The following is a 26,346-nucleotide window of genomic DNA, read 5'->3' as shown; positions in this document are numbered from 1 at the left end:
TTTGCTCCGGCGGTGATCACGACAGGCCAATAGTAGCCGTTTATAACAACCTTTTCCACAAGTAAGCCAATTTACTGATATTTTCAATCCCAACTTGCCTTTTATCCTACTTCCCATCACTATTATGACACAGTCTGCTCGAGGGAAGGGACGGGGTTGGGTTACTCCCGTTTGCCCAGTTCCTTGTCTATATACAGCAGGGCTCCCTTGGAATCTCCGGCCATCTTCAGTTTCTCCACTACGGCCAGGGTCTGGCTCTCCTCCTCCACCTGCTCGTCCACGAACCACTTGCACATGCTGGCCGAGGCGTGGTCGCCTTCCTTGGCGGCCAGGTTGACGATCTCGTAGATCATTCCGGTCACCTTCTGCTCGTGCTTGTAGGCATCCTCAAAGACGTTGAGCAGGCTGGCCCACTTGGCCGGCGGAGCGTCTATGGCCTTAAGCGCTATCTGGGAATTGGTGTCCTCCAGGAACTTGTAGAACTTCATGGCGTGGCCCATCTCCTCCTTGGCCTGGGCCTTCAGCCACTGGGCGGCCCCGGGCAGGTTCTGGTCCTGACACCAGGCCGCCATTCCCAGGTACAGATAGGCCGAATACATCTCGGCGTTGATCTGTTTGTTAATGATATCCTGAACGATCTGCTTGATCATGGCAATTCCTCCTTCGGTTAATGTGCGTTATACATTACCTTCCCGGTTTCCAATATCTCGGCGGCGAAACTGCGGGTATCGGGATCTTTGATTTCCTCCGGAGTCAGGGGCAGAGGTTCGATCCGGGAATCAATTTTCCCGGCGTGTGAAAGCAGAAAAGCTATGTTCCGCACCCTTTTGAATCTCGAAAAATCCCCGGAAACTATGGCAATATCAATGTCGCTGAAATGGCTATGATTGCCTTTGGCCCACGAACCGAACAAAATCGCCTGGTCGACTTTAATGTCGCAAGACAACTCCTTTACGTATTGCCGTATTTTCCGCTTTACCAGCGTCAGATTGTTTTTCTTCTGAGCCATTTCCATTCTTTTTCGGTTTGCTCAAGAATACGCTCTGCTTCAGCCCGGTTGCATATTTCCGAAAGTCGTTCCTTGTACTCCGCATACCGGGCGTTGATGCAATATGCCGACAATGTGTTATAAAAATCTTTGCGTTCTTCTTCCTTCAATTCCAACCCGGCCAACTCTGCCAATCGCAGCAAACTGTGAACAGGCGCTGGACGCTTCCCGTTATGGGATATGATCGCCTTAAGCATTTTCTCGGCAGACTGCTGGCACATGAAAGCTACATAAAGATATCGGCGGGCTTGAAACATCACTTTAGCCGTATCCAAGTCGTACTTGGAGCGTTCCAACCAATGTTTGACGATTTTATCCATTAGCCTACTTCTTGTACACTTTCTGCTCTTACTGTTAACAGTTCCCAACTTCTCAAACATTTCAAAGTTATAAAAGACCCAATGTTTTATGTTTCTCCAGTATGGAGTCCGCCAGTTTGTCCAAAGCCTCAAAGTCCTCCTTACGCGGCGCGCCTTTGATGTAGACCGGCTCCAGCATCTCGGCCTTGAGATTGGTCAAAAGCGACTTGACGGTCTCCACCGCCTTGCTGCCCCAGCCGTAGGAGCCGATGATGCCCAGAAATTTTGTCTTGGGCCTTAAAGCTCCCACCAGCGCCGCGGCATACAGCCCCTGGGGATGCGGGCCCACCAGTGCGGTGGAAGTGGCGACGACCACCGTGGCGGCGTCGACCAACGAGGTGGCCAGTTCGCCGATGTCGGTCTTGCTTAGGTTGAAGGGCTTGACCGTGATACCCCTTTTGACCAGAGCCTCGGTCAGGTTGCTTTACCATGGCCTCGGTGCTGCCGTGCATAGAAACCCAGGGGATCACCGCTTCGTTTTTGACCTGTTCCGAGCTCCAGCTCTTGTAAGCGTCTATGATTTGGAATGGCTTTCTATGGACCGGGCCGTGGCTGGGCGCGATCAGGTCGATGTCCATGGTGTCCAGCTTCTGCAGGTGCTTGACGATGGAGCTGCGGAAGGGCATCATGATCTCGGCGTAATACCGCTTGGCGCCCTCCAGCACCGCGTCATTGCAGGCAAAAGTGTCGGTGGTGGCCAGGTGCGAACCCAGAAAGTCGCAGGAGAACAGCGCCTTATCTTCTTTGAGAAAACTGAACATGGTCTCCGGCCAGTGCACCCAGGGCGCCAGGATGAACTCAAAGGTCTTGCCGCCCAGCGAAAGGGTCTCTCCGTCCTTGACCGCCAGGAATCGGTTTTCGGGGATGTGCAAAATATCAATCAGGAAACCCTGGCACTTTTCGTTGGTGACTATTGTCGCCTGGGGATACTTTTCCGTCAGAAATGCGATGAATCCCGAATGGTCCTGTTCGGCGTGGTTGCAGACGATGTAATCAAGCTGTTTGACATCGTGCTCGGCCAGGTTGGCCAGCAGTTCGTCGTACTTGGCCGGGTCCACGGAATCCACCAAGGCCGTCTTCTGGCTGCCCTTGATAAGATATGAGTTATAGCTGGTGCCGTGGGGCAGCGGTATCAGCTCGTCGAAGAGCCCCTGCACCCCCACCGCGTATATGTTTTTCTTTAGTTCTCTGCTCATCTCAGGCTGGCTTATTATTCGGCTTCAAAGGCATCCTTGTCGGCCCCGCACACCGAGCAGACCCAGTCGTCGGGAAGGTTTTCGAAAGTGGTCCCGGGTTTTACCCCGTTGTCGGGATCGCCGGCCACCGGGTCATATTCATATCCGCAGACTGTGCAGGTGTACTTTTTCATGGCGCCTCTCCCACTTTATATTTCCCCCGCTAAAGACACGATAATATTAATATTATTTCGTGCTGTTTCGATAATTTAGCGAAAATGAAATCCTAACCCTTGATATACGAAGGAGCGTTTTGCTGGGTCTTGCCGCCTTTTATTTTATGATAGTATTCGTAGGTCATGGGATGCCCCTCGGCCAGTATTTGTGATTCCACCACTTTCCCGATGAAAAGCGTATGGCTGCCCAGCTCCACTGTCTGGGTAACCTCGACGTCAAAATTGGCCAGGCTGTATTCCAGCAGTTTGGGGTTGCCGCTGGAGCAGATCTCGTATTTCATCCCGCTGAACTTGTCCACCTGGCGGCCGCACTTGAAACCGAAGGTGCCGATCAGGGTCAGGGGGGCCTCCTGGGACAGAACTGCAACGGAAAATTTCTGGGAACCCTTTATCAACTCGTTGGTGTAGTTCTGGCAGTTCAGGCTGACCGCCATCATCGGCGGCTCGGATGTTACCTGAAAGACTGTGGTGGCTATCTGGCCGTTCAGCCTGCCGGGGCCGAAGCTGGAGACTATGTACATGCCGTAGCTTATCAGGCTGAAAGCTTTGGGATCAACTGCCATTTATATCTTTTAGAACCTTTCCAGCATTTATGTTTGGCCCGCCCGTATGGCCTTGATCTCTTGCTTCCTGTTAACCGCCCCGAAGATGGCCGCTCCGGCCACCAACACTTCAACCCCGGCCTTAACCGCCTGTCCCGATGTCTGCCGGTTGATGCCCCCGTCTATGGAGATCAGGGCCTGGGTCTTTCCCTGGTCCTTTAGCTTTTTGAGTGTCCGCACTTTGTCCAAAACCTCGGGCATGAACTTCTGCCCGCTGAAACCGGGGTGGACGCTCATTACTAAGAAAAGATCTATCTCGCCGATCACCGGCAGTACCTTGTCCAGCGGAGTCTCGGGGTTCGCCGACAGACCGACCTTCACCTTAAGTTTTTTGATTTGTCCCACCGCGGCTCTAAGGTCGTCTATCACTTCGGCGTGAATCGTGATGTAATCGGCGCCAGCCCTGGCGAATTCCGGGGCGTACTTTAAGGGGTCGGTGATCATCAAGTGGGCGTCCAACGGCAGCCGGGAGACCCTTTTGACGGCCTCCACGATGAAAGGTCCGAAGGTCAGATTTGGCACAAAGTGCCCGTCCATCACGTCCAGATGCAGCCAGTCGGCCCCGCCCTGTTCCACCGAGCGGATCTCGTTCTTAAGTTCGGCAAAGTCCGCCGACAACAGCGATGCTGCGATTAGGGTCATCTTCAAAATATAAAATATAAAATATAAAAGATCAAAAATCGTTCCAGGTTTTTTATTTTTGAAATTTTATTTTTTGTTTGTAGTCTCTCAGTTGGCGCTCACCGCCATGTTTACCGTGTCCCCGCTCTTGATCACAAAGCCCGGCTGGGGAGCCTGCATGATTACAGTGCCTGGCTCGGCCGACTGGCCCGGCAGGTACTTGATCTGGCCAATCACCAAGCCCTGGGCCACCAGCGAACCCTGGACCTCGGCCAGTTTCTTGCCCATCAGGTCCGGCATCAGCATCTTGCCTTCGGTGGGGCCGCTGCTTAAGGTAAGTTTTACCCCGCTCTCTTTGGTCAGCTGGGCGCCGGCCGGCGGATTGGAACAGACCACGCAGCCCAAAGCCACCGAGTCGCTGGCCAGGCTGTCGATGCCGTCCACTTTAAGCCCGCTCCGGTCCAATAGATTTATGGCCCGGACCGAGGAAAGCCCCACCAGATAAGGCACCGTGATCTTTTCGGTGCCCCGGCTTAAGACCACCTTTACCTTGCGCCCGATCTTGACCATCATCTTGGGTTCCGGCTCCTGCAGGGACACCGAACTGTCGGGGATGCCGGGGTCGTATTGCCATCCGGCTAGCATTATTTCCAGGCCCTTTTGGGAAAGAAATTCTTTGGCCTGGTCGAAGGTCAGACCTTTTAGGTCGGGCATCTCCACCACCGCTCCCCGCCGCGCCACCCAGGGCATCATCACAAAGTTGCTCAGCAAAAACCCAAACAGGAATACCGCGGCCAGGATCAGGACGGTCCGCCAGAATTTGGGATATGTTTTGAAAATGCCGGCCATCTTTATTCTTCGGGTTCGATGTCGGTGGTCACCCAGATGCTGACGTTGGAGCCCTTGGCCGCCTTGGAGCCAGCCTGGGGATCCTGCCTGACCACCAGTCCCGGATCGTGCTCTTCGTCATAAATATAACGGACGCTGCCCAGGTTAAGCCCGGTCTGCTTGATCAGCTCCTGGGCCCGGCTTTTGCCATAACCTTTCACCGCCGGCACCGCGACCTCGCCGGCCCCGGCGCTGATTAACAGATCCACCGGACTGTCCTTCTGGGTCTTGCTGTTGAAAGGCGGGTTGCTGGAGATCACCGCATCTTTGGGAACGGAGTCCGAGGGCTGCATGGTTACCTGTCCCAGTTTCAATCCGGCCTGCTGAAGCATCACCGTGGCCTGGGGCAGGAGCATCCCCTGCAGCGAAGGCACCGTGGAACCTCCGCCGTTGGGCCAGACCTTAACGGTGGAACCCTTGCGCACCTTGCCGCCCGGCACCGGGTCCTGTTTGCTGACCGCCCCTTCGGGTACGGTGGGATCATTGATGGCATCCTCCTGGTAGACCCGGAATCCCCGGCCCTCTAAGATGGACTTGGCGATCTCCACTTTCTTGCCGGTCACATCCGGGACCTCGGACATGTCCAGGATGGGCTGGATCACGCCCCAAAAAAGCACGCTCATAATAAGTCCGCTGAGGGCGCCCGAAATGATGGCCGCTACCACCGGCTTTTTGCTGCTGCTCTGCTCGTAAATAGGCATTGGCATACTCCAAAAGTGTTAAGTTTCTAATATTTAATTTCTAACTAAATTCCAAACATCAAATCCCAATCAATCAATCAATCAATCAATCTGTTCTGCGTCCTCTGTTTTGTTGATTGACATTGAGTATCGTTTGCTTTTTCTGATTTATGGTTCAGGATTTAGCTTTCAGCAGCCGGGCGGCAAAGGCTCCGTCCATGCCGTGGAGATGGGGCCAGCTGCTGAAAAACCCATCCTTCACTAATTCCTGGGAAATGAATTGTCCGGCATCGTCAAGGATAAATTCCGGGTTTTTGGCCAAAAATTTTTTGATTGTTCCCCGGTTCTCCTCCGGGGTCAAAGTGCAGGTGCTGTAGACCATGGCCCCGCCGGGTTTGACCAAGCCGGCCGCATTGTTGAGGATATTGAACTGCAGCCGGGCCAGCCGGACTATATCCTGCTCCTTGATCCTCCACCTGATGTCTAACCGACGCCTAAGCGCACCCAGCCCGCTGCAGGGCGCGTCTATCAGTACCAGATCGAACTTTTTACGGCTGACAAAATTTGCGGCATCGGCGCAGATCAGGGAATATGACTTCAATCCCAGCCGGGTAAAATTCTCCTTTATCAGGGAAAGCTTCTGCTCCGAAAGGTCCACGGCCAGAAGTAACCCTGAATCTTTCATCCGTTCCAGCGCCGCGCTGGCCTTGCCTCCCGGGGCGGCGCACAGGTCCAAGACAGCATTTCCTGGCCCGGCCTGGGCCAGCAGAGAAACCGCCTGGCCGGAAGGATCCTGAAAATAAAAATATCCCTGGCCAAACAGCGGATCATCGGCCAGCACCGCCGGGTTTTCCACTTCCAAGGCGGTTGAGATGTATTTATTGGCCGAGGCCTTGAAGCCCGATGATCGTAGTTTCTCCTGTAGCTCCAAAACCCCCGTTTTCAGCCTGTTCGGACGGATAATGACCCGGGCCTGCCGGTTGTTGGCCTGTAACAGGCTTTTGGTTTCCTCTTCTCCCAGTTCCTTAAGCCAGCGTTTTACTAACCAGAGGGGATGAGAATATTCTATGGATAAATCCCGCGTCTTATCACCCGAACGTATTGGCTTTAAATGCCTTTGATGCCTAATTATATCCCGTAAGACCGCATTTGTCAAGCCAATTGTGCTTTTGCGGCCGTAGCGTTTTGACAGGTTCACGCTTTCGTTCACCGCGGCAAAAGGCGGGATCCGGTCCAGTTTTGCGATCTGATACAATCCCAGGCGCAGGATGTTCTGTTCCCAGGGGGTCAGCGACTTCATCCCTTTGGTGAGCGACTGATCCAGCACCCAGTCTAACCACATCCGGTGGCGCAGCACCCCGGCGGTCAGCTCGTGGGCCAGGGCCCGGTCCGGCAGCGATAGCTGGCTATCATCCAAATACTTTTTTAGGGCCTGATCGTAATAGGACACGTCGGTGTCAGCCTTGGACAGCACTTTCAGCGCTATTTCCCTTGATTCCACTTTGCCTCCCGTCCCAGCAGCACCGAAAGCCCTTGGACCACCTGATCCATACCCACTTGGGTATTGCGGCAGGGGCCGTGCGGCCGCTGGTTCAAGATGCCGTAGACCGGGATGGGATAGACGTCGTGGATGCCCGAGACCATGTCCCGTTCGCAGGCCACGGCCAGAATGGCGGTGGGCCTGGTTTCCACGATCACCCGGCGGGCCAGGGTGCCTCCGGTGGCCACCGAGATCTGCGCTCCGGTCTCCCCGGCGATTCCGGCCAGACCGGCCAGGGGGCATTTCCCGCAGCGCTGGCAGTTCTTGATATCAGACGTTACCCGGTGGGGGCAGTCGGCCAGCTGCAGGCAATGCGGCAGCAGGATCAGGATCCGGGCCGGATCCAGCCGCTTGCGGGAAGCCCGCACCAGGGCATTGTTGAAGGCTACGAACGATTCCCCGATCTTCTCCCGGCCGATCCCCAGCAGATATCCCAGCATTAGGTTGATGGGATACAGCACCTTGACCGTAACCTGTTTCTTGCCGTGGGGGAACAGAAAGTCCTTCTCGGTGATGGCCGACAGGAATAGCAGGAACAGCCCCCCGCTTACCACCAGCAGGAACAGCACTGCGGCAATGACCGCAACGTAGAACAGCCAACCGCCCAGCTGCTGCAGCCTGGGCACCACTAACCAGAACAGGGCAGCCACCGCCCCGGCCAGCAGCAGCAGGCTTAACAGCGAAAGGCTTAAGAATATTTTTTTATCGTTGGACATTTGTTGCAAAGTATTAGAGTGGAAACAGGCAGTAATGTAGTAAAGAAAAAAGTAATTGAGCGCTTCAGCCTATTGGCCCAGAGACTGTCCCGGAGCGATCCGGTAGCCGTTGACGAAAGCCCTGCCGCTCATTTCCTTTTTACCCTGGGGCTTGACTTTCAGCAAGATCACAGCCCCGTCGCCGGTTTTAATCACCGGCCCCTTGTCTTTTCCAACCGACACTATCCTGCCCGGCAAAGATTCGTTTTCCGTTTTCCGTTTTCCGTTTTCCGGGCGTGTTTCCAGTATCTCCAGCCTTTTCTCTTTGAACATGGCAAAGGCCCCGGGTTTGGGCGTCATTCCGCGCACCTGGTTTTGGATCTCTGCGGATGTGCGTTTCCAGTCAATTTGCCCGTCGGCCGGGGAAAGCTTAGGGGCGAAGGTGACCAGAGACTCATCCTGCTTTCTAAATTCTGGCCTCCCCGCTTTCATAACTTCCAAGCTTCGGACAATGAGATCCGCTCCCAGCTTAGCCAGCCTGGACTCCAGTTCCCCGGCGTTCTCATCGGCTTCGATAGGCGCTTCCTCCTGCAGGATGATGTCCCCGGCATCCATTTTGCTGTTCATCAGGACGCTGGTGATCCCGGTCACCTTATCGCCTTTAAGCAAGGCATAGTTGATGGGCGCCGCCCCCCGGTATTTTGGCAACAGCGAAGGGTGCAGGTTTACCGCGCCGTGTTTCGGTATATCCAGAATGTTTTGGGGAAGCAGCAGTCCATAGGCTACGACTACCAAGACATCGGGCTTGAGGTTTGAAATAGTTTGAATCGGCCCGCCCTGAGTATGGCTGGCATGTCCTTCGCCCGAATGGGTTGGAAGTGTTTTTAATGTCGCCGGTTGGCAAACCGGCAGATTGAGTTCCAGAGCCCTTTGTTTGACCGGGGAAAAGGCAATGCTACGGCCCCGGCCCGAGGGACGATCCGGCTGGGCAAAGACCGCCAGGATCTCGTGTCCCTTTTGATGAATGGCCTCCAGGGTGGGAACGGCGAAGGCCGGAGTGCCTATGAAAACTATCCGCATGGTATGGATTATACTTGAGCTTTTACGGTGTGTCAAGAAAAGAAAACCCGTCCTTGATTCAAGACGGGTTGCGGGGGAATTTTGACAGGAGTATCTTCGCTCATTGCTCTATAAGGCCATGAATGGCCTCTTTTAGCTTGTGGCGTCCATTCTTAACCCAGCCCTTCCTCCTACGCTAAAGCTTCGGCGGATAAATAAGGGCTGGGTTAAGGAGAGACACAACGCCCACCCCGAACTCATCCCCCGTCCCCTTCTCTTGCAAGAGAAGGGGTTCAAGGGGTTGAGTTTTAAAGTTCTCCAGCCACAGGCCAGCACTGAGCTGCCAGGCTGAGCCTGGTCGAAGCCCTGCCGAAGTGTTCTCAAAATCGCAAATATTTGCGTAAAGGTTGTTGTGGGTTTTCATAAATATTTTTTCCATAGCCCAGCCGTTCCTCCTACGTTAAAACTACGGCGGATAAATAACGGCTGGGCTATGTTGTAAAAACGCAAAAGGGTTAAAGTGTAAAAAGCCTGCACTGAGTGAAGCAGATTATTGTTGCAAACGAAAGTGGGTATAGTGTAATTATTTTACTTTGCGGGGCGGAAACCGCTGTTGTTGTCCCCGTAGTCGGGATCGTTGCCGCTGCGGTTGGCGGAACGGCAGCAGTCAGCAACGCCTGCCCTGAGCGAAGTCGAAGGGAAGTACCACGAGCCGCCGCGCAACACCCGGCGCGCCCCAGTTGTCGGCCCGGTAGGGTTGCTGGCCGGGCTTACGCTGTAATAGTCGCTTTGATACCAATCGTTCACCCATTCCCATACATTCCCGGCCATGTCATAAACCCCGTAGGGCTTGCGCCCGTTGCAAAGAAGCCCACCGGGGAACTGTAAGCAAAGGTATCGGGAGATACATTTTCATAACTGTTGCATTTGCTTGCATCCCAGGTAGAGCCTGATAGCGTCCAATTTATACCCGCTTGGATGCAATCTACGTTCAATAGCGTCCAATCAAAGAATAATTGGACCCAAATTATGCTTATAGGAGAGGGTGGTCGGCAGACCGGGTGAGGTCAAACAAAAAGGCTTCGTGCCTTCCGCTTACGGAAGGCACGAAGCCTTAGTATTTACTGCGCTCTCTCTTTTATTTAAAGAGAGTGTTATATTGTGTGTTGCAAGAAACATGCCAACACAGCTTATTTTATTTTGGGGTTTCATTTTAATGCTTTATTTTTATAATTGCTTTAAAAATATTTGCGCCCAAAACCACAGGGTAACATTACCACAAAACCATATCGCTTGTCAAGGCAATTTTTATTTTAATGATTATCCCATCCGTTCAGGATATGAATTTAATGTCGTTAGAGAACCTAAACTCAACCCCTTTGCTTCCCCTTCTCTTACTTCAGGTTAGTCCTAATTTGTTCAAGAGAAGGGGATGGAGGGGATGAGTTCCAAAGTAAGCCAAATTCTAGCGTTCCTGAGTTAATGGTATAATCAGTTTATTTTTATTATTTTTTCAAGTTCCATTTTTCCATAGCCAATCAACCCGGGCTGATTCTTCTTTCCTGAACGTCAGCAGGACCTCGTTAGATTCGGCGTTCTGGCCGGCCTTGGCCGGCACGGCATCGACGTACCCGTCGCACGGCGACTCGACGTCGATCTCCATCTTCATTGATTCCAGCCGGAACAGCGTCTGGCCCCGGAAGACCTTGTCCCCGGGCTGGACGCACACCTGGATTATCAGGCTGGGCATGGGGCAGCGCAGCGCGTCCTCTGGGACGGTCTTTTTTTCACGCGCCATGAACCGGTTCAGGGCCCATTCGCGGGGATTATAGATCTCGCAGGTCCTGATCAGTCCACAGTAGTGCACCTTGATGTGGTTCTGCTGGTACTGAAACCGAAAGGTTTGGCGCGTTCCGTCGATCGTCAGGTCAAGCTGACGGCGCGAGTATTCGTACTGGGGCGCCACCACATGGTACTGCACTCCGTTCACCCTGACGGACTGGTCGGCCGGCGGCGGCTCGGTCGACCACGACACCTCAAACTCGTCCGCCCCGGCCTTGACCAGGTACCGGTACTCGCCCTTGTCCCGATGCGTCCCGCCGGTCAGCGGGCTCATCGGCTTGAGCGACTCGACGGCCAGGATCTGCCGGTTGTGGTAGACCAGGGCCGCGACTAATACCATGTGCCTCAGGCGCTCGGGGTCCGGGGCGACAATGCTTTGGCCGTGGACGAAATGATCGCTGATGAAATCGGTCGAGAGGTTGCCGGCGGCGAACTCGGGGTGGTTCAGCACCGCGTTGACGAAATCGATGTTGGTCGCCAACCCGGCGATGTAGTACCCGTTCAGGGCGTTGATCAACGCGGCGATGGCCTGTTTCCTAGTTTCCCCCCAGGCCGATACTTTCGACAGCAGCGAATCGTAGTGCACGGTCACCACGCTTCCGGTTCCGATGCCGCTATCGATCCGGACGCGCTCGCCGCTTGGCTCGGCGTAATGGGTCACCATGCCGGTGGTCGGCATGAAGTTCCGGTGCGGGTCCTCGGCGCAGATCCGGGCCTCGATGGCCCAGCCATGGAACGCGTCTGGCTGCTTCCAGGGAAGCGGTTCTCCCGCCGCCACCCGCAGTTGGAGTTCGACCAGGTCCAGCGACGTCACCAGTTCGGTGACCGGGTGTTCGACCTGCAGCCGGGCATTCATCTCCAAGAAGTAGAAATTGCGCTGCTCATCCATGATGAACTCGACCGTGCCGGCATTGGCGTACCCCGCTTCCCGGGCCAGGACGCAGGCCAGCGACCCCATGGTGCGCCGCAACTCGTCGTCTATGAAAGGCGAGGGCGTTTCCTCAAGAACCTTCTGGTACCGCCGCTGTACCGAGCATTCCCGCTCGCCCAGATGGACGACGTGGCCGAACGAGTCGGCTAACACCTGGAACTCGATGTGCCGGGGCTTGACGATATAGCGCTCGATGAATATCCGATCGTCCCCGAAACTCTTGCGTGTCTCCTCCCGGCAGGTCTTCAGGGCCGGGGCCAGCTCCTCTTCCGAGCGGACGATCCGCATGCCGCGGCCGCCGCCGCCGGCCGCCGGCTTCAGCAGCAGGGGGTAACCAATGCCGGAAATTACCCGCCGGATCGCCTCCAGATCCTCCAGCGATCCTTCGTACCCCGGGACCACCGGCAGGCCGATGCGCCGGGCCAAAGCCTTGGCCGCCAGCTTGTCGCCCAGTTGGGCAATGGCCGCAGGGCTGGGGCCGATGAAGACCAGCCCGGCTCGCTGGACCATTTCGGCAAAACCCGCGTTTTCCGCGAAAAAGCCGTACCCGGGATGCACCGCCTGGCAGCCGTGCCGCACCGCCGCGTCAATGATCTTTCCGCTGTTCAGAAACGATTGCTTGGCCGGGGCCGGTCCGATGAACACGCTCTCGTCAGCCTCCGCCACGTACCGCGAACGGACATCCGCCTCGGAATAGACGGCCACGGTCTTGACGCCCATCCGCCGGCAGGTTCGGATGATGCGGGCGGCGATCTCGCCCCGGTTGGCGATCAGGATTTTTTGGAACACTGCATCACCTCACAACGGCATGTTGCCGTGTTTCCGTTCCAGCCGGGCTTCCGTCTTCCCTTCCAGGAACTGCAGGCTTCTGATCAGGCGGGCCCGCGTGTCGCGGGGAAAAATGACGTCGTCTATATACCCGCGCTTGGCGGCCAGGAACGGGTTGACGAAGGCCTTCCGGTATTGGCCCTCCTTCTCCAGCAGGGTCGCGGCGGCATCCGCCGATTCCTGGATTTCCTTGCGGTAGATGATCTCGGCGGCGGCCCGGGGGCCCATCACCGCGATCTCGGCCGTCGGCCAGGCGTAGTTGACGTCGGCCCCGATGTGCTTGGAGTTCATGACGATGTACGCGCCTCCGTATGCCTTGCGGACGATCACCGTAATCCGGGGGACGGTGGCGTCGCTAAAGGCGTACAACAGCTTGGCCCCGTGCCGGATAACGCCGCCGCGCTCCTGTTCCGGGCCCGGCATGAATCCCGGGGCGTCCACCAGGCAAATGAGCGGTAGGTTGAAGGAATCGCAGAATCTGATAAACCGGGCGCCTTTTACCGACGAGTCCATGTCCAGCACCCCGGCCAGCACGGTGGGTTGGTTGGCGATCAGACCGATAGTCTCGCCCCCCAGCCGCCCCAACCCGACGATCAGGTTTCTGGCGTAGCTGGGCTGAACCTCCATGAACTCTGCCCCATCCAGGATGCTGTGGATCAGGATATTCATGTCGTAGGGGTGGTTGGGATTGACGGGCACCAAGTGGTCGAGAGCGCGATCCTGCCGGTCGATCGGGTCCCGCAGGTCAAGGAAGGGCGGCTTTTGCCGGTTGTTCGACGGCAGGTAATCGATGAGCCGGCGTACCTCGCGCAGGCACAGGATGTCGTTCGGCAGTACGAAATGGGCCACGCCGCTTTTCTCCGAGTGAACGCTCGGACCGCCCAGATCTTCGAAACTGATGTCCTGATGGATGACCGTCTTCACCACGTTCGGCCCGGTCACGAACATGAACGACGTATCCTCCACCATGAAGGTAAAGTCCGTGATGGCCGGGCTGTAGACGGCCCCGCCGGCGCAGGGTCCCATGATGCACGATATCTGCGGGACGACCCCGCTGGCCTTCACGTTGCGGTTGAAGATCTCGCCGTAGGCGGCCAGGGAATCCACGCCGTCCTGGATTCTGGCTCCGCCCGAGTCGTTGAGTCCGATGACGGGCGCTCCCACTCGTACGGCGTGGTCCATCATCTTGCTGATCTTCTGGGAATGCGCCTCGCCCAAGGAGCCGCCCTTGACGGTGAAGTCCTGGCTGAAGACGAACACCTCCCGCCCGTTGATGGTCCCATGGCCGGTGATGACTCCGTCGCTCAGGAATTCTTTCTCGCCCGCCATCTGCCCGCCCCGGCCGGCTTTCAAGGTGTCGAACTCCACGAAGGACCCCTCGTCCAGCAACAGGTCAACTCGTTCCAGCGCGGTGAGCTTGCCTTTCCGGTGTTGTTCCTCTATCCGTTTGGGGCCGCCCCCCTGCCGCGCCTCCGCCCTCATCTGCTCCAGCAGGACAAGATTGTCCTGAAACTGACTTAGCGGCGACCCGTCGGCGGCTTGTTCCCCAACCCGGTTGTCGTCTTCTTTCATGTCGGCGCCCCGTAAACTCTAATTGGGTTATTTCATTGAAGTTGTGTTACTATTCAGCCACAAAGTCAAAGGCACTAAGATACTGGGCAATTCCCAGATAGAATAAACACACCCATTAAAAGGCACAAGTCAAGAGAAAAATAGCTCCCCCAAGGGTAAACGCTCAGTGCAGTTTATCCGACGTCGTTAAGATAGAGATCTGGGAACTACTCGCTGCAGACGTTCGATGATTGCTGGATGCATCTAAAGCGGTGTCAACCGATTCGGCTGCACCATACAAAGATACTGGGCAATTCCCAGATAGAATAAACACAAGGTATAAAGTTCATCCTTTGAGACTTTGCCGACTCAGCGGTACCCCGTCATAGGCGGCGGGGTGTCTTCGTGGCTCCGAATAGTTACGAAGTTATTCTATAGATTTATCTGCTAACTTTGAAATAAAAGCGTACCCCCCGGGGTTGAGGTTTTTAACTGGTGATGGTATCATTATCGCTTTCACCACTTAAAAAGGAACTCAAGCAATGAAGCAAGAGGAAGCTAAAAAAGTTCCAGGAAGCGCACCGCCTTCATAAAGAAGGCAAGAGCAATCGTGAAATCGTCACACTGCTTGGCATACGAAAGCCGACGATTATCGCGTGGCTAAAGAAAGAGGAGTATACCGAGAATCAGGGATGGCAGACGAACTGGCACTTTTTATTGGTAATTCTATCCCTAATTTTTTTGCCATAAATATACGCACTTACGAATTTCGGTTCGTCCGTAGTTGCCCATTTGCTGGCTGCTATTTCCCTTGCCTTTGGGCAATACGAATATTTTATTAACTTTAAATCCGAATTTTTCTGCAAACCCGGACAATATTAGATCAACCGGTATTTCTTCGCCGCCGTAACGGACATTGTCGTTTACCATTACACAATAACCGCCCTGTCTAATAACCCTTGACATTTCGTAAATAACAAAACACATTTCCAGAAAATAATTTTTCACCATTCGCGGGATATTATTATTGTTTATTTTCCCCTGTTTATTCAGTTCGTTAAGAACCGTATTTATCTCCGTCATTGCCTTGGAATTATGATATGCCTTAAGGACACTGTCGAAAGTATCCGTTCTTCCAATAGAGCTATAAAATTTATTCAGGTATTCTATTTTTTCCTTGTTTTCAACAGTACACGAAAGCATGGTTTGCCGCAGGTCTCTAACCCTTTCGCTGTCGCAGCCCCAAAAAACCAATTCCAATGCGTAAGTCCTCGTATAATCATAACGGTTGCAGTATGGCGGCGATGTAACTATGAAATCGAAAAACTCGTCTTCAAGTTTCGGCAATTCCTCCAGACATGATCCTTGAATTATATTGATAGGGTATTTCCCATGTTTATTATCATCAAAACGGTCAAATAGCAAACACAACGAATCGGGTAAAAGATCGAAAATTATTTGATTCAGCTTATTTTTTAACGCCGCTTCAAAAGCAACTATTTTGCCCTTGTTGAAAGGCTTGCCCGGAAGCGCTCGTTTTGAACGATAGTCCCAACGCAAATATTGCCCGTCTTTCCTTGTGTAACTGATGCCCTCTAAAATGGCAAATGCCGCAAACCGCAATATGGTTTGTATTTTTTTGTCTTTTATTCTCGAGCAATAAGTTAAATACTTATTCAGGTAAATTTCCGTATCTTCCGGGAAAGCGTCCCTTGTTATTGGAATGTGGTTAATATGAATATCATGTTTATCAATTTTAGATAGATCTTTCCAAATGCTTTTTCCTATTTTTTTCAGTTCCTCGACGTCAACCCCTTTTGTGGCTTCTCTCGTATTCATCACAAAAACGCCAACGGGCAAAAGTTCAACCCCGTATGTTTGCCAACCCAATTCTTGTCCCGCAAAAAGAGTCGTGCCTACGCCCGCAAATGGGTCTAATATTATTCCTGGTTTAGATGAATATTTCTCAATGAAGTATTTAACAAGGGTTGATGAAAACCCTTCCTTGTATTTAAACCAGTTATAGACAGGTTCGCTTTTATTTGCTTGAAAACTTACCGCCTTGCGGTTTAAATTGTATGCCGTCTCCAATTTGTTTGAATGGAGGTCATACAGCTTTTTCCGTTCGGTTGGTATTATTTCAATTACATGCATCATTTCATCCAAAGTAGCTGGTTTTATTAGAACGCTGAATCTATTTTCCTATATCAATAGGGTATTTTATAGGTCTGACAACTCTCACTCCGACATCGGCAGGCTGACCGTGACCCTGGTCCCCTTGCCCTCGGCGCTTTCCACCGCGATGTTGCCGCCATTGGGTCTCCAAAATCTCCTTGGTCAAGGAAAGCCCGATCCCCGTCCCCTGGATGGCGGGCGCCTTACTATCGGGCCGGCCACAGCGTCCGGTTGGCGGTCAGTTTCTCATAAATGGTTTCCGGCGCTATATCGGCGCCGTTGGGCCAGGAAACTGTTCCGTTTTCGACGCGGGCGGAACGTAAGAACGCAGCATCGCGCAGGGGCTCGAACACCGGGCCAAACCCGATATACTCCGTCAGATCGAGATCCCCTTCGACGCCATCGTCAAAGACGATATGAAGAACATAGCCCCCCGATAAGCCACCGACTTGACTTCGTTAAAGTTCCACATTTCAAACTCCTTATTCCAGCGGATCAATCTTCTTAATTTCTGCGCCAGCTCTGGCCAGTTCCCAATCCGCCATCAATTCCGCAGGGTGCAGGTCAATCCATTCCCGCAGCAACCGCAAGGCAGTACGCGATCCCAGATCCCCTCAGAAGAACATTCCCGTCGAAATCAACCAGCGCCTGGCCTTCTTGATACTCTGCGTGCAGCTGCGGCGGATTATGATCATCGTAAAACATCCGGATGATAATGCCGAAAAACCGGATCAGGCATAAAATTTTCCTTCCTTGTTGTTGCGAACACCTCTCCAGTTTTATCTATGCGCTGCTTGACTGTCGCCCGATTTGTTTCTACGGCTATTTTCTACGCCTGCATCGGCAAACTGACCGTGGCCTTGGTCCCCTTGCCCTCGGCGCTTTCTACCGCGATGTTGCCGCCGTGGGTCTCCAAAATTTCCTTGGTTAAGGAAAGCCCGATTCCGGTTCCCTGGATGGTATGCGCCTTATTAGCCGGGACCTGATCTTGATCTGATCCGATGATATTTCAGGCCTTGCCCTCATGCTGGCCCAGCATCTTGGAAGTGCCGTCAAAGAATACGTCGCTGTCGATGATCAGCCCCCGGCACTTGATGTCTCCGCTGTAATGGGCGCCGCTCTGCAACTCGATCTTATTGGCCGCGGTGATGTTGCCTATTACCTTGCCGCCGATGATGGCATCCTTGACTTTGATTTCGGCCTTCAAAAGGCCTTCCTTGCCGATCACCAAAGTTCCGCTGGTCTCGATCTGCCCCTCAACCTGGCCGTCGATCCTGATCCCGCCTTCGGCCTTGAGGCTGCCGTTAAAGCTGGAGCCCTTGCCCAGCAGGGTGTTCATCGGCCCGCCGCCGATCTCCGTCTTTTTGTCCATATCTATCACTAAAAATATTTTACTTTTTATTATTGTTTTATTATACTCAAAACAGCAGTGATAAGTCAAGCGATAAGTTGTCAGGCTAAGTTGTCAGGCATCTTTGAATTGGTTTGCGTACAAATCATGGTAGAACTGATTGGTTTTCATCAGTTGAGTTATTATACATGAACAGCGCCGGTTTTTCAAGAAAAGAAAAAGGGCCGCTATCGCGGCCACTTCTCCCGCTCCCGCAAGCATCATGTATGCCCACCGAGCGCTGTCAAGCCTGGTCGATGAGCCCCATCACCGTTTTGATCATATCCGGCACGGCTTTGGCCACTTTTTCCGTAAGCGCTTCGGAGAAATTATCCACCGCTGCGGCCTCTATTCCGAAAACGATCACTTCGGGCGGCATGTCCATCCCAAGCGCCCGGCCAGTTTCCAGGGCGTTGGTCAGGCTGGCGTCGTGGCTTGATGAAACATTCCTGGTCTGCTGGAGATCGGAGGGGGAGAATCGCCGGATGGTTCCCGGTTCGCAGGCGGTCTCCATGGCGTCGATGATGATGGCGCGTTGATGACCGACCAGCAGGTCGAGCAGCCTCAGGCCGCCGGCGTAAGCCTCTACGACCTCTACGTCATTTCTATCCTTTAAAGCCTCTTTGAGCTTCCGCGCCGCCTGGAGGCCCGCGCCGTCGTCCGAGAGGATGGGGTTACCCAGGCCGATGATGATGGTGCTTTTTTTTGCCACTGATTTTCGCGGATATTGGTGCGAATACCCTCTGTTTGTTTTTAAGGATATACTATTCTCCGGCCTACAAATTATCCCCTCTCATTTACGAGAAGGGATAAAATCTACGTCGATCGTCCGACCTGTCCGCCGCACCCCGCCACCGGCGGGGGCAGGCAGACCGTAGTAGACATACTTATGGCAACAAGCTACGAAGGCTGAACGGCGTCCGTGGCAACAATCACCCGTCCTGACGGAGCGTTTGCACGACTTTTCCTGCGCTGTCATGGATGCTTACCACCAGCGGCATCCCGCCGGGCAAACTGTGGGTGGCGCAGGAGAAACAGGGGTCGTACAGCCTAAAGGCCATTTCGATCTTGTTCAGCAGCCCCTCGGAGACGTTGCCTTTGGATATCAGTTTCCCGGCCGCCCGTTTGATGGACATGGATATGGGCGCGTAGTTGTTGGTGGTGCCCACTATCAGGTTGACCTTGGTCAGCACCCCCCACTCGTCGGTCACATAGTGGTGGGTGAGCGTGCCCCGGGGCGCCTCGACCGAGCCGATGCCTTCGCCTGTGATCTTCTCCGGGATTTTTCTGATATCGGGCGAGGTGATCTCGGGGTCGTCGGCCAGTTCCTGCATCCGCTCGGCCGCGTAGAGCAGTTCGATCAAACGCGCCCAGTGCGTGACCAGGCGGTGATGAACCGGCTGGTACCGGCCGTTGACCCTTTTGCTGCCGAGGGTTGTGTACATCCGGTCGAAATGCTCCTGGGCCTTGGGGGTGGCCATGCCGTCCGCGACGTTGAGCCGCGACAGCGGCGTGGCGCAATAGACGCCGCTGTCTTTGCCGTCCACCAGGCCCTTCCAGCCGACATTTTTCAGGTAAGGGAATTTAAGATATGTCCAGGATTCCACCCGCTCGGCAATGTGCTGGGCGTAGCCCTTCGGCTGATATTTTACGAACTCGCGGCCCTCAGGATCGGTCACTCGGATCATCCCATCGTAGAAATTAACCAGATTTCTCTCGTCGACCGTGCCCATGTAGTAGGTCTTGTGCAGGTAGACGTCGGAGATGATCAGGTCTAGGTAGGCCTTGTTCTTGAGCACGATGTCGTCAAAGGCCTGGAGCGAGAATTGCGCGAAGTCGATATTTTTTTGGGCGGCGTCCTGGATTTCTTTCCGAAGCTCCCCGGAGACAGGCTTGCTCCAGCCGCCGGGCAGGGCCGCCACCGGGTGGACACTACGGCCGCCCACCTTGCGGATGATGTCGTGATTGCGCGACCGGGTCTCGATCACCTTCTGGCCTATTTCCAGACCGACCTTCTTGATCACGCCCAGGATATTGCGCTCGGAAGGCGGCGCGTCCGGTCCCACGATGAAGTCCGGCCCGCCCAGCGCGTAGAAGTGGGTGGTGTGGTCGGTGACGAAGAAGGCCATGTACACAAGTTCCCGCACCTTCTTGGCCGCGGACGGCGGCTCAACGCCAAACAACGCATCCAGGGCCTTGACCGAGGCCATTAGGTGGGCCTCGGGGCAGACGCCGCAGATCCGGCTGGTTAAAACCGGCATCTCCTCGGCCTGCCGGCCCAGGCAGAACTGTTCGAAACCTCGCAGCTCGGGGATCTGAAAATAGCAGTTGGCCACGTCGCCCTGGTCGTTCAGGAAGATCTCGATCTTGCCGTGGCCTTCCAGCCTGGTGATGGGGTCGATGGTGATTCTCTTCATACCTTGTCTTAAATCGCTATAAATTCATGTTATTTAAACGCTGATTGTGTATAGAAAATCCGGGGAAAAATCGGCATCGTTCTCCCAGACAATTGTATCGATGTCCTTGTTGATCTTGACCCTTTTAAAGAATTCGATGTTTTTTAAGGGTTCAAAAACGTCTCCATCCAAATATGGAGCAAGATCAACCTTCTTTTTCACATCGCCTTCAAAAGTGATGAGCAATTTGAAATCGGACAAATATTGTACGTCTTTGACAAAATGCATGTTTGACTCATACTAATGGTTGTATCTTCTTCAAAGGTTTTTTTGCTATAGCCAAATTCCAGTCCTCCAACAGTTCGACCCGGTGTGCAAACGCCCATTCCAACACCAAAGATGTAATGCGAGTGGGCAAAGCTCCTTCAATCAATGAGTTGAAGATCCTTGATTGAAAAAGCGCCGGTTTGATCGCCGTATTTCGCCTGGAAATGAGGCGGCTGATGCTCCTTATAGTACATGGCAATGACAATGCCAAGAAATCTGCAAATTTCGGGCATAATGTTTATCTGTCTATCAATTTCTTTTCCCGTCCAGGATCGAGCCCGGCAGGCTGTACTTGTAAAACTGCCCGGCGTAGTCCGGAATGGCCGAGATCAACTGCTCCACCCTGGCTGCGATCTGCTCCTCGGACAACGTGCTGGTGTCGCCCAGATCCAGCGCCGTGCCCAGGGCCCCGATCATCTTGGCGCCCTGGTCGCGCACGCCCTGGGGCGGTCCGTAGCATCCGGTGCAGGGCATATCGGCATTGTTCGGGCACTGGGCCTTGCAGCCGTCGCGGGTGGCCGGCCCCAGGCACAGAAGGCCCTGCTCTAAAAGACATTTCTCCCGGTCAGGCACGATCTCGTAGGTGCGGTAGAGTTTTTTGATCTTCTTGTCCTCTTTCTTCTTCTCGCACTCGTCGCAGACCGTGCACTTGCCGGCGCCGATTACCGCGCCTTTGGCGGGCAGGGCCTTGCCCTGGATCACCGACTCGATCACCGCCCACACCTGGTGCGACTCCGGCGGACAGCCCGGCAGGAAAAAGTCAACGTCCACGGCCTGGGCCAGGGTCTTGACCCTGTCGTAGAAGGCCGGGATGGTCAGCGCGCCCTCGGGCACCATCGTCTCGGGCTGGGGGACTATTTTATTCGGATTGTCGATGCTGGGATTATCCAGATATATTGCCTTGAGGTGTTCTTCCTTGGTGTGGAAGTTGGACAGCCCCGGGATGCATCCTTCGCAGGCGCAGGAGCCATAGGCGATCAGCGTCTTGGACTTCTTGCGCAACAGGCACGCCATCTCCTCGTTCTCCGCGGTGCGAATGGCTCCGTTGAAAAAGGCGATGGCCAGCCCGCCGTCTTTGAGCGCTTCCACATCCTTCTTCTTGCCGTCCACCAGGCAGGGGCAGAACACCAGGTCGAACGCGGCGTCCACGGCCAGGATGTTCTGGTGCAGGTTGACCAGGCTGATCTCGCAGCCGCCGCAGGAGGCGGCCCAGTACATGGCTATCTTCGGCTTATCCGGCATAGTTTTACATCCTAATTGGCTTTTTGTTCTTTCTGGATCGTGTTAAGAAATATATATAGCCATACCAACCTGCTGTTAAAGATATAATCGCCTTGCACCAGACCCGATCTTACCACCTTAAGCCTTTTCATTCTCTGTAGAAAATTGTTGAATTTTTTCTTCTCGTTGTCCGATAAATCCCTAATGATCTCATTTTTTTTGAATGATAAATCAGTTGTCCTTTTTACTAATTTATTCAATATCGAATGGTAATCTTTGCTCTTCAATGCCTGCAACACCTGGCTGTCTACGAATTTTCGTCCGACATCTTCTACAGCCATGAATATTCCGGAAAAAGAATCCGTTTTATCGATGATATTATCCTTATCCAGCCAATAAGTCGCATCTCCGATTATATGCATTATTTTGGGGAAACCGGCGGAATAATGACATAAGCTTTCCATGGCGTCGTCGTTTATCTTCATATTTACGGATTCAAAAGATCTGGCGAAAAAATCCCTCATATCCGAATTGCTCATCGGCTCTATTTCCACAATGTCAAATATCCGTTCTATCGGCTGGTGGTAGCCTATCATTTCCTTTCGCCTTTCCTCGACGCCGCACAACATCAACAACAAAGGCAACGGCTCTTTGCTGATCGCGTTTTCATCCACTAACCCCTTGATGAAATGCGCAAATTTATTGTTTCTGGTTATGCCGTTAATCTCGTCAAGTATCAACAATATGCCTTTGGTGCCGACATCTTTAAAACGCGACAATAAATCACGCAAGAACGGCAAATATCCTTTTGAAAGATTCAATCCATCGGCTTTTAAAGCTTCGAAATTTACGCTGAAACCGAATACTTCCTGTTTGCCGATATATTTGGATAATAAATCTCCAACTTTTTCCGTAAAGGTTGGTTCATATATTTGAGCTTTAATGACGGCTTCGACTGTTTTAGTCGCCAGTTCCTCAAGCGTATCGGTGCCGCCCAATAAGACATGAATGCCTAATAAATTGTTATGGCGTTCCGCATAATACCGCATGTAACTGGCAAGTGAACTTTTTCCGATACCATATTCACCCGTTAAAAAAATAGCCTGGGGTTTTCCCAATTCAACTTGTTTGGCAGCGCGGGAAATTTTTTCAATTTTATCAAGCCTGCCGGTAAAAAATTCAACAGGTACCGGCTGTCCCGGATAAAAAGGGCTTTTGCTTTTAATTATTTCGTTCATTTAATATATCCATTTATTCTTCATTTTGTGCGTTGTTGGTCATGCACGCAGGAGGCGGCCCAGTACATGGCTATCTTCGGTTTGTCAGGCATCTAGTACTCCTTATCCCACCTAAACACACTAAATACGCTAAATATTAGGTTGTTTCGTGTATTTAGGTGGCAAAGTGGTTCATTTGCTTGGTCCCAGGGCCCGTATCTTCTCAGTGAACTCGTTGATCACCTGCACTAACTTGCCGCCCTCGGCCGCCGAGATCCACTCCAGCCGCAGACGGGCCGGATCCAGGCCGAAGCTGGGCAACATCTTCCTGAGCATCTCCACTCTCCGGTATGTCTGGTGGTTGCCCGAGACGTAGTGGCAGTCGCCGTAATGGCAGCCGCCTAAAAGCACGCCGTCGGCGCCCTTGCTGAAGGCGTCCAGCACGTGCTGGGGGTCGATCCGGCTGGAGCACATGGTCTTGATCACCACGCCGTTGGGCAGGTACTTCACCCGGCTGGTGCCGGCCAGGTCGGCCCCGGTGTAAGTGCACCACTTGCAGTAGAAACAGATTATCTTCGGTTCGAACATGATTACTCCTTTTTTCTGCCACCGAAAAACACGAAAAGGCCTAAAATTATCGGGTTCCAGTATTTACCGGGAAAGGATATCGGGCATTCAGAATCCGTTTCATTTCGAGTTTGGGATGATGACCAAAATTAACCAGCAACCCCAGTTGGAAGTTAGTTGCGTTCAAGTAATTAATGACCTGTGCCCGGTTGTCGTCGCACAGATCCATCGCTGCTTTTATTTCGACGATGATTTTTTCAAAGCAAACAAAATCGGGTTCATAACTCGACTTGAGGGATTTTCCTTTGTGTGCCAACGCTAGTTTCTTTTGGGGGACGTACGGTATCTTCTTAATATCAAACTCGATGGCCAGGCATTCCTGATAAATCGACTCAAGAAATCCGCACCCATTGTTTTGTACACCTCAAAACAAGCCCCGGTTATTGCGTAGCTTTCTGCTTTGTATATCAAACCTGTTTTGACATATTCTGATTTCATGGTTTAGGTTTTTTGGGATATTTTGGTGGAATGGTCATTCCTCCAGCGCGGCAGCGATCATCTGGTAGATCTGGTCGTCCTTGTAGTTGCGTTGCGACGTGGCGCCGGAGGGGCAGGCGGCCACGCAGGCGCCGCAGCCCTCGCACAGGATCTCGTTGACCTTGACCTTTTTCTTCTCGGCGTCGAACTCCCGGGCCTGGTAGGGGCAGGCCGTGATGCAGATCCGGCAGCCCGAGCAGGCGTCCTCGTCCACCGCGGCCACGATCGGCTCATGCTCCAGATGGTCGCCGGAGAACAGCGCCACCACCTTGGCCGCGGCCCCGCCAGCCTGGGCCACCGCCTCGGGAATGTCCTTGGGCGCCTGGGCCGCGCCCGCCAGGAAGAAGCCCGCGGTGTTGCTTTCCACCGGCCTCAACTTCGGGTGAGCCTCGGAAAAGTATCCGTGCTCATCCGTGGCTATTTTCAGTTTCTGCGACAGTTCTTTTGAATCGGACTGCGGCGCGATGGCCGTGGCCAGCACCACCATGTCGGCGGAGATCTCTGCTTTTTTCCCGAGCAAAGTATCCTCGCCCCAGACCATCACCTTGTCGCCGTCTTGGAATACTTTTGACACCTTGCCCCGCAGGTAGACGATCTTCTCCTCCTCTATCGCTTGCTGCACGAACTCCTCGTAGCGCTTGCCCCCGGCCCGGATGTCTATATAGAAGATGTAGGGCTGGCCCGAGTGCACCTTGTGTTTGTAGAGCTTGGCGTGTTTGGCCGTGTACATGCAGCAGATCTTGGAACAGTAGGGGTAGGCCCGTTCCGGGTCGCGCGAGCCCGCGCATTGGATGAAGACCACGTCCTGGGGGATTTTCCCATCGGAAGGCCGCTTGACCTCGCCCTCGGTCGGGCCCGAGGCGGACAGCAGCCTCTCAAACTGTAAACCGTCAATAACATCGGGTATTTTTCCGTAGCCGTACTCTGCAAACTTTTCTTTCGGATACAGATCGTAGCCCGTGGCCACTACCACCGCCCCGATCTGTTCTTCGATGAACTCGTCCTTCTGCTCGTAATCAATGGCCTCGACCGGGCAGATCTTCTTACAGACGCCGCAGGTCCCCTTCAGGAAGTAGGCGCAGCTCGCCTTGTCCAGCACCGGCTTGTTGGGCACGGCCTGGGGGAACGGCGTGTAGATGGCCTTGCGCTTGGCCAGCCCGCACTCGAATTCGCTGTCGGCCGTCTTGGACGGGCACTTTTCGCTGCACAGGCCGCAGCCGTTGCACTTGGCGTTGTCCACGCACGAGGCTTTCTTTCGGATCTTCGCCTTGAAGTTGCCCACGTATCCCGTAATTTCTTCGACTTCGGAATAGGTCATCAAGCAAATGTTGGGATGCTTGCCGGCCTCCACCATCTTGGGAGTTAAAATGCACTGCGAGCAGTCCAGGGTGGGAAAGGTCTCGGACAGCTGGGCCATGTGCCCGCCGATGGACGGCTCCTTTTCCACCAGGATTACCGGATAGCCGCTGTTGGCGATGTCCAGGGCGGCCTGGATGCCGGTCACGCCGCCGCCCAGCACCAGCGCCTTCTTAGTGACCTCAACCTTGATGGTTTCCAGCGGGTCATCTCCAATGACCTTTTTAACCATGGTCTTGACGATGCGGATGGCCTTGGCAGTGGCCGTGGGCTTGTCGTCGTGCACCCAACTGCAGTGCTCGCGGATATTGGCGATCTCGACCTTGTAGGGATTGAGGCCGGCCCGTTCGGCAGCCTTGCGGAAGGTCGGCTCGTGCAGGGTAGGCGAGCAGGCGGCCACCACCACCCCGGTCAGCCCTTTGTCCTTGATGGCCTTGACCACCAGGTTCTGGCCCGGGTCCGAGCACATGTATTTGTAGTCCTCGGCCTGGACCACGCCGGGGTACTGTGCTATCGCCTCGACCACTTTCTTGACGTCGACCGTTCCCGCGATGTTTAGACCGCAATGGCAGACGAAAACTCCTATGCGTTCCATAACAAATCCTAAATTCAAATTTTGAAATTCAAAATCAGGTTGCCTTGGTTTTTGCCAAGATGCTCCCAAAAATTTTGGTCAACTCGATGGTTTCTTGGATCAGGGCACTCCTTGCATTTTCACTTGCTGCGCCCGCGACCTCGATGAGAGACAACCAGTATTTGGTTTCACGCGCTTCCTTGCGGCAAATCTTGATGCGCATCAGGAAGTCTTTGCCGCCAAGTTTGTCATTAGCCTCGATGTAATTGGCGCCGACCGAACAAGCCGAACGGATCAATTGCTTACTGATTTCCCGGTTGGCAATGTCCTGGGGCTGTCCCTCTACAAAACGAATGACGGCTTTTGAGAACCTTAATGTTCTTTCCTCTAGATCCCTGAATTCCGTCCCTTTTATATACACTACAAATCGAAAAAAATCGGCAATAACCAGGAAGCCTGGATTAACAATACATTACAGGGAGCAACGTCCTGAAAAATAATGCTTGACAAATGTTCGTGTAGTGTATATAA

The 26,346-nt window shown here is 53.7% G+C and carries 27 protein-coding genes and 5 pseudogenes; 1 reads left to right on the top strand and 31 read right to left on the bottom strand.

Annotated elements, in window-relative coordinates:
- Positions 1 to 161: 161 nt before the first annotated feature.
- The 14 genes and pseudogenes from HY768_11420 to HY768_11355 all read right to left on the bottom strand — a co-directional run bounded on the left by HY768_11420 (position 162) and on the right by HY768_11355 (position 9,734).
- Entirely contained in the window at positions 162 to 650 is a 489-nt protein-coding gene (locus tag HY768_11420) for a ferritin (protein ID MBI4727804.1), read from the bottom strand.
- A gap of 17 nt (positions 651 to 667) precedes the next feature.
- Entirely contained in the window at positions 668 to 1,009 is a 342-nt protein-coding gene (locus HY768_11415; protein MBI4727803.1) for a nucleotidyltransferase domain-containing protein, read from the bottom strand.
- The gene (locus HY768_11410; protein ID MBI4727802.1) at positions 985 to 1,368 is read right to left on the bottom strand and encodes a HEPN domain-containing protein; all 384 of its coding nucleotides are present in this window, start codon (positions 1,366 to 1,368) and stop codon (positions 985 to 987) included. Before HY768_11410 ends, HY768_11415 begins: the two co-directional genes overlap by 25 nt.
- Before the next feature lie 67 nt (positions 1,369 to 1,435).
- Positions 1,436 to 2,603: pseudogene (locus HY768_11405) on the bottom strand (FprA family A-type flavoprotein).
- A gap of 14 nt (positions 2,604 to 2,617) precedes the next feature.
- Positions 2,618 to 2,776: a rubredoxin gene (locus tag HY768_11400; GenBank protein MBI4727801.1), complete on the bottom strand. Its 159-nt coding sequence runs from the start codon at positions 2,774 to 2,776 to the stop codon at positions 2,618 to 2,620.
- A 92-nt stretch (positions 2,777 to 2,868) separates the two neighbouring features.
- Positions 2,869 to 3,381, bottom strand: a complete 513-nt coding sequence (locus HY768_11395) for a flavin reductase family protein (GenBank protein MBI4727800.1) — start codon at positions 3,379 to 3,381, stop codon at positions 2,869 to 2,871.
- A gap of 27 nt (positions 3,382 to 3,408) precedes the next feature.
- The gene (gene rpe, locus HY768_11390) at positions 3,409 to 4,062 is read right to left on the bottom strand and encodes a ribulose-phosphate 3-epimerase (protein MBI4727799.1); all 654 of its coding nucleotides are present in this window, start codon (positions 4,060 to 4,062) and stop codon (positions 3,409 to 3,411) included.
- 87 nt (positions 4,063 to 4,149) lie between these two features.
- A complete protein-coding gene (locus tag HY768_11385) occupies positions 4,150 to 4,890 on the bottom strand; it encodes a PASTA domain-containing protein (protein ID MBI4727798.1) in 741 nt (246 codons plus the stop codon).
- A 2-nt stretch (positions 4,891 to 4,892) separates the two neighbouring features.
- Positions 4,893 to 5,630 carry a PASTA domain-containing protein gene (locus HY768_11380; protein MBI4727797.1) on the bottom strand — a complete coding sequence of 246 codons (738 nt, stop codon included), beginning with the start codon at positions 5,628 to 5,630 and terminating at the stop codon, positions 4,893 to 4,895.
- A gap of 154 nt (positions 5,631 to 5,784) precedes the next feature.
- A complete protein-coding gene (gene rsmB, locus HY768_11375) occupies positions 5,785 to 7,110 on the bottom strand; it encodes a 16S rRNA (cytosine(967)-C(5))-methyltransferase RsmB (protein MBI4727796.1) in 1,326 nt (441 codons plus the stop codon).
- Positions 7,092 to 7,865: a DUF116 domain-containing protein gene (locus HY768_11370; protein MBI4727795.1), complete on the bottom strand. Its 774-nt coding sequence runs from the start codon at positions 7,863 to 7,865 to the stop codon at positions 7,092 to 7,094. Before HY768_11370 ends, rsmB begins: the two co-directional genes overlap by 19 nt.
- Before the next feature lie 69 nt (positions 7,866 to 7,934).
- A complete protein-coding gene (locus HY768_11365) occupies positions 7,935 to 8,924 on the bottom strand; it encodes a methionyl-tRNA formyltransferase (protein ID MBI4727794.1) in 990 nt (329 codons plus the stop codon).
- Between the two features lie 175 nt (positions 8,925 to 9,099).
- Positions 9,100 to 9,342, bottom strand: a complete 243-nt coding sequence (locus tag HY768_11360) for a hypothetical protein (protein ID MBI4727793.1) — start codon at positions 9,340 to 9,342, stop codon at positions 9,100 to 9,102.
- Positions 9,343 to 9,491: 149 nt separating this feature from the next.
- Positions 9,492 to 9,734: an SUMF1/EgtB/PvdO family nonheme iron enzyme gene (locus HY768_11355; protein ID MBI4727792.1), complete on the bottom strand. Its 243-nt coding sequence runs from the start codon at positions 9,732 to 9,734 to the stop codon at positions 9,492 to 9,494.
- A gap of 214 nt (positions 9,735 to 9,948) precedes the next feature.
- On the opposite strand from HY768_11355, the gene HY768_11350 reads away from it, so the two are divergent.
- Positions 9,949 to 10,311, top strand: coding sequence for a hypothetical protein (locus tag HY768_11350; protein MBI4727791.1), 363 nt, complete (start codon positions 9,949 to 9,951; stop codon positions 10,309 to 10,311).
- A 105-nt stretch (positions 10,312 to 10,416) separates the two neighbouring features.
- Here HY768_11350 and HY768_11345 read toward each other — a convergent pair whose 3' ends face one another.
- From HY768_11345 to HY768_11265, 17 genes and pseudogenes are all read right to left on the bottom strand, one after another.
- On the bottom strand, positions 10,417 to 12,465 hold the full coding sequence (locus HY768_11345; protein MBI4727790.1) for an ATP-grasp domain-containing protein: 2,049 nt from the start codon (positions 12,463 to 12,465) through the stop codon (positions 10,417 to 10,419).
- Between the two features lie 9 nt (positions 12,466 to 12,474).
- The gene (locus tag HY768_11340) at positions 12,475 to 14,076 is read right to left on the bottom strand and encodes an acyl-CoA carboxylase subunit beta (GenBank protein MBI4727789.1); all 1,602 of its coding nucleotides are present in this window, start codon (positions 14,074 to 14,076) and stop codon (positions 12,475 to 12,477) included.
- 711 nt (positions 14,077 to 14,787) lie between these two features.
- Complete coding sequence (locus HY768_11335) at positions 14,788 to 16,212, bottom strand: site-specific DNA-methyltransferase (protein MBI4727788.1); 1,425 nt, start codon at positions 16,210 to 16,212, stop codon at positions 14,788 to 14,790.
- A gap of 224 nt (positions 16,213 to 16,436) precedes the next feature.
- Positions 16,437 to 16,702 (bottom strand): annotated as a pseudogene (locus HY768_11330) (DUF2442 domain-containing protein).
- Positions 16,703 to 16,712: 10 nt separating this feature from the next.
- A pseudogene (locus tag HY768_11325) lies at positions 16,713 to 16,974 on the bottom strand (DUF4160 domain-containing protein).
- 85 nt (positions 16,975 to 17,059) lie between these two features.
- Positions 17,060 to 17,236 (bottom strand): hypothetical protein, encoded by a 177-nt coding sequence (locus HY768_11320; protein MBI4727787.1) that lies wholly within the window; start codon positions 17,234 to 17,236, stop codon positions 17,060 to 17,062.
- A 3-nt stretch (positions 17,237 to 17,239) separates the two neighbouring features.
- On the bottom strand, positions 17,240 to 17,602 hold the full coding sequence (locus HY768_11315; GenBank protein ID MBI4727786.1) for a polymer-forming cytoskeletal protein: 363 nt from the start codon (positions 17,600 to 17,602) through the stop codon (positions 17,240 to 17,242).
- Positions 17,603 to 17,864: 262 nt separating this feature from the next.
- Complete coding sequence (locus HY768_11310) at positions 17,865 to 18,332, bottom strand: hydrogenase maturation protease (protein ID MBI4727785.1); 468 nt, start codon at positions 18,330 to 18,332, stop codon at positions 17,865 to 17,867.
- A 220-nt stretch (positions 18,333 to 18,552) separates the two neighbouring features.
- On the bottom strand, positions 18,553 to 20,037 hold the full coding sequence (locus HY768_11305) for a Ni/Fe hydrogenase subunit alpha (GenBank protein MBI4727784.1): 1,485 nt from the start codon (positions 20,035 to 20,037) through the stop codon (positions 18,553 to 18,555).
- Positions 20,038 to 20,070: 33 nt separating this feature from the next.
- On the bottom strand, positions 20,071 to 20,304 hold the full coding sequence (locus tag HY768_11300) for a DUF2442 domain-containing protein (protein MBI4727783.1): 234 nt from the start codon (positions 20,302 to 20,304) through the stop codon (positions 20,071 to 20,073).
- Positions 20,305 to 20,311: 7 nt separating this feature from the next.
- Positions 20,312 to 20,576, bottom strand: a pseudogene (locus HY768_11295) (DUF4160 domain-containing protein).
- 16 nt (positions 20,577 to 20,592) lie between these two features.
- Positions 20,593 to 21,585, bottom strand: a complete 993-nt coding sequence (locus tag HY768_11290; protein ID MBI4727782.1) for an NADH:ubiquinone oxidoreductase — start codon at positions 21,583 to 21,585, stop codon at positions 20,593 to 20,595.
- Between the two features lie 11 nt (positions 21,586 to 21,596).
- Positions 21,597 to 22,802 (bottom strand): ATP-binding protein, encoded by a 1,206-nt coding sequence (locus tag HY768_11285; GenBank protein ID MBI4727781.1) that lies wholly within the window; start codon positions 22,800 to 22,802, stop codon positions 21,597 to 21,599.
- 171 nt (positions 22,803 to 22,973) lie between these two features.
- Positions 22,974 to 23,369 carry a hydrogenase iron-sulfur subunit gene (locus tag HY768_11280; protein ID MBI4727780.1) on the bottom strand — a complete coding sequence of 132 codons (396 nt, stop codon included), beginning with the start codon at positions 23,367 to 23,369 and terminating at the stop codon, positions 22,974 to 22,976.
- A gap of 46 nt (positions 23,370 to 23,415) precedes the next feature.
- A pseudogene (locus tag HY768_11275) lies at positions 23,416 to 23,846 on the bottom strand (GxxExxY protein).
- 34 nt (positions 23,847 to 23,880) lie between these two features.
- Entirely contained in the window at positions 23,881 to 25,836 is a 1,956-nt protein-coding gene (locus HY768_11270) for a CoB--CoM heterodisulfide reductase iron-sulfur subunit A family protein (protein ID MBI4727779.1), read from the bottom strand.
- A gap of 34 nt (positions 25,837 to 25,870) precedes the next feature.
- Positions 25,871 to 26,236 carry a four helix bundle protein gene (locus HY768_11265; protein ID MBI4727778.1) on the bottom strand — a complete coding sequence of 122 codons (366 nt, stop codon included), beginning with the start codon at positions 26,234 to 26,236 and terminating at the stop codon, positions 25,871 to 25,873.
- Between the last annotated feature and the right edge of the window lie 110 nt (positions 26,237 to 26,346).

This window comes from candidate division TA06 bacterium, from assembly GCA_016208585.1.
Lineage (GTDB): Bacteria > Edwardsbacteria > AC1 > AC1 > EtOH8 > UBA5202.
The sequence above is the reverse complement of the archived record's forward strand: the minus strand, read 5'-3'. Positions and strand labels throughout refer to the sequence as shown.

Bases quoted from the DNA above. Each gene is read 5' to 3' on its own strand.
- HY768_11420 (MBI4727804.1), bottom strand. From the start codon at position 650: ATGATCAAGCAGATCGTTCAGGATATCATTAACAAACAGATCAACGCC.
- HY768_11415 (MBI4727803.1), bottom strand. From the start codon at position 1,009: ATGGCTCAGAAGAAAAACAATCTGACGCTGGTAAAGCGGAAAATACGG.
- HY768_11410 (MBI4727802.1), bottom strand. From the start codon at position 1,368: ATGGATAAAATCGTCAAACATTGGTTGGAACGCTCCAAGTACGACTTG.
- HY768_11400 (MBI4727801.1), bottom strand. From the start codon at position 2,776: ATGAAAAAGTACACCTGCACAGTCTGCGGATATGAATATGACCCGGTG.
- HY768_11395 (MBI4727800.1), bottom strand. From the start codon at position 3,381: ATGGCAGTTGATCCCAAAGCTTTCAGCCTGATAAGCTACGGCATGTAC.
- rpe (MBI4727799.1), bottom strand. From the start codon at position 4,062: ATGACCCTAATCGCAGCATCGCTGTTGTCGGCGGACTTTGCCGAACTT.
- HY768_11385 (MBI4727798.1), bottom strand. From the start codon at position 4,890: ATGGCCGGCATTTTCAAAACATATCCCAAATTCTGGCGGACCGTCCTG.
- HY768_11380 (MBI4727797.1), bottom strand. From the start codon at position 5,630: ATGCCTATTTACGAGCAGAGCAGCAGCAAAAAGCCGGTGGTAGCGGCC.
- HY768_11370 (MBI4727795.1), bottom strand. From the start codon at position 7,865: ATGTCCAACGATAAAAAAATATTCTTAAGCCTTTCGCTGTTAAGCCTG.
- HY768_11365 (MBI4727794.1), bottom strand. From the start codon at position 8,924: ATGCGGATAGTTTTCATAGGCACTCCGGCCTTCGCCGTTCCCACCCTG.
- HY768_11360 (MBI4727793.1), bottom strand. From the start codon at position 9,342: ATGGAAAAAATATTTATGAAAACCCACAACAACCTTTACGCAAATATT.
- HY768_11355 (MBI4727792.1), bottom strand. From the start codon at position 9,734: ATGGCCGGGAATGTATGGGAATGGGTGAACGATTGGTATCAAAGCGAC.
- HY768_11340 (MBI4727789.1), bottom strand. From the start codon at position 14,076: ATGAAAGAAGACGACAACCGGGTTGGGGAACAAGCCGCCGACGGGTCG.
- HY768_11335 (MBI4727788.1), bottom strand. From the start codon at position 16,212: ATGATGCATGTAATTGAAATAATACCAACCGAACGGAAAAAGCTGTAT.
- HY768_11315 (MBI4727786.1), bottom strand. From the start codon at position 17,602: ATGGACAAAAAGACGGAGATCGGCGGCGGGCCGATGAACACCCTGCTG.
- HY768_11305 (MBI4727784.1), bottom strand. From the start codon at position 20,037: ATGAAGAGAATCACCATCGACCCCATCACCAGGCTGGAAGGCCACGGC.
- HY768_11300 (MBI4727783.1), bottom strand. From the start codon at position 20,304: ATGCATTTTGTCAAAGACGTACAATATTTGTCCGATTTCAAATTGCTC.
- HY768_11290 (MBI4727782.1), bottom strand. From the start codon at position 21,585: ATGCCGGATAAGCCGAAGATAGCCATGTACTGGGCCGCCTCCTGCGGC.
- HY768_11285 (MBI4727781.1), bottom strand. From the start codon at position 22,802: ATGAACGAAATAATTAAAAGCAAAAGCCCTTTTTATCCGGGACAGCCG.
- HY768_11280 (MBI4727780.1), bottom strand. From the start codon at position 23,369: ATGTTCGAACCGAAGATAATCTGTTTCTACTGCAAGTGGTGCACTTAC.
- HY768_11270 (MBI4727779.1), bottom strand. From the start codon at position 25,836: ATGGAACGCATAGGAGTTTTCGTCTGCCATTGCGGTCTAAACATCGCG.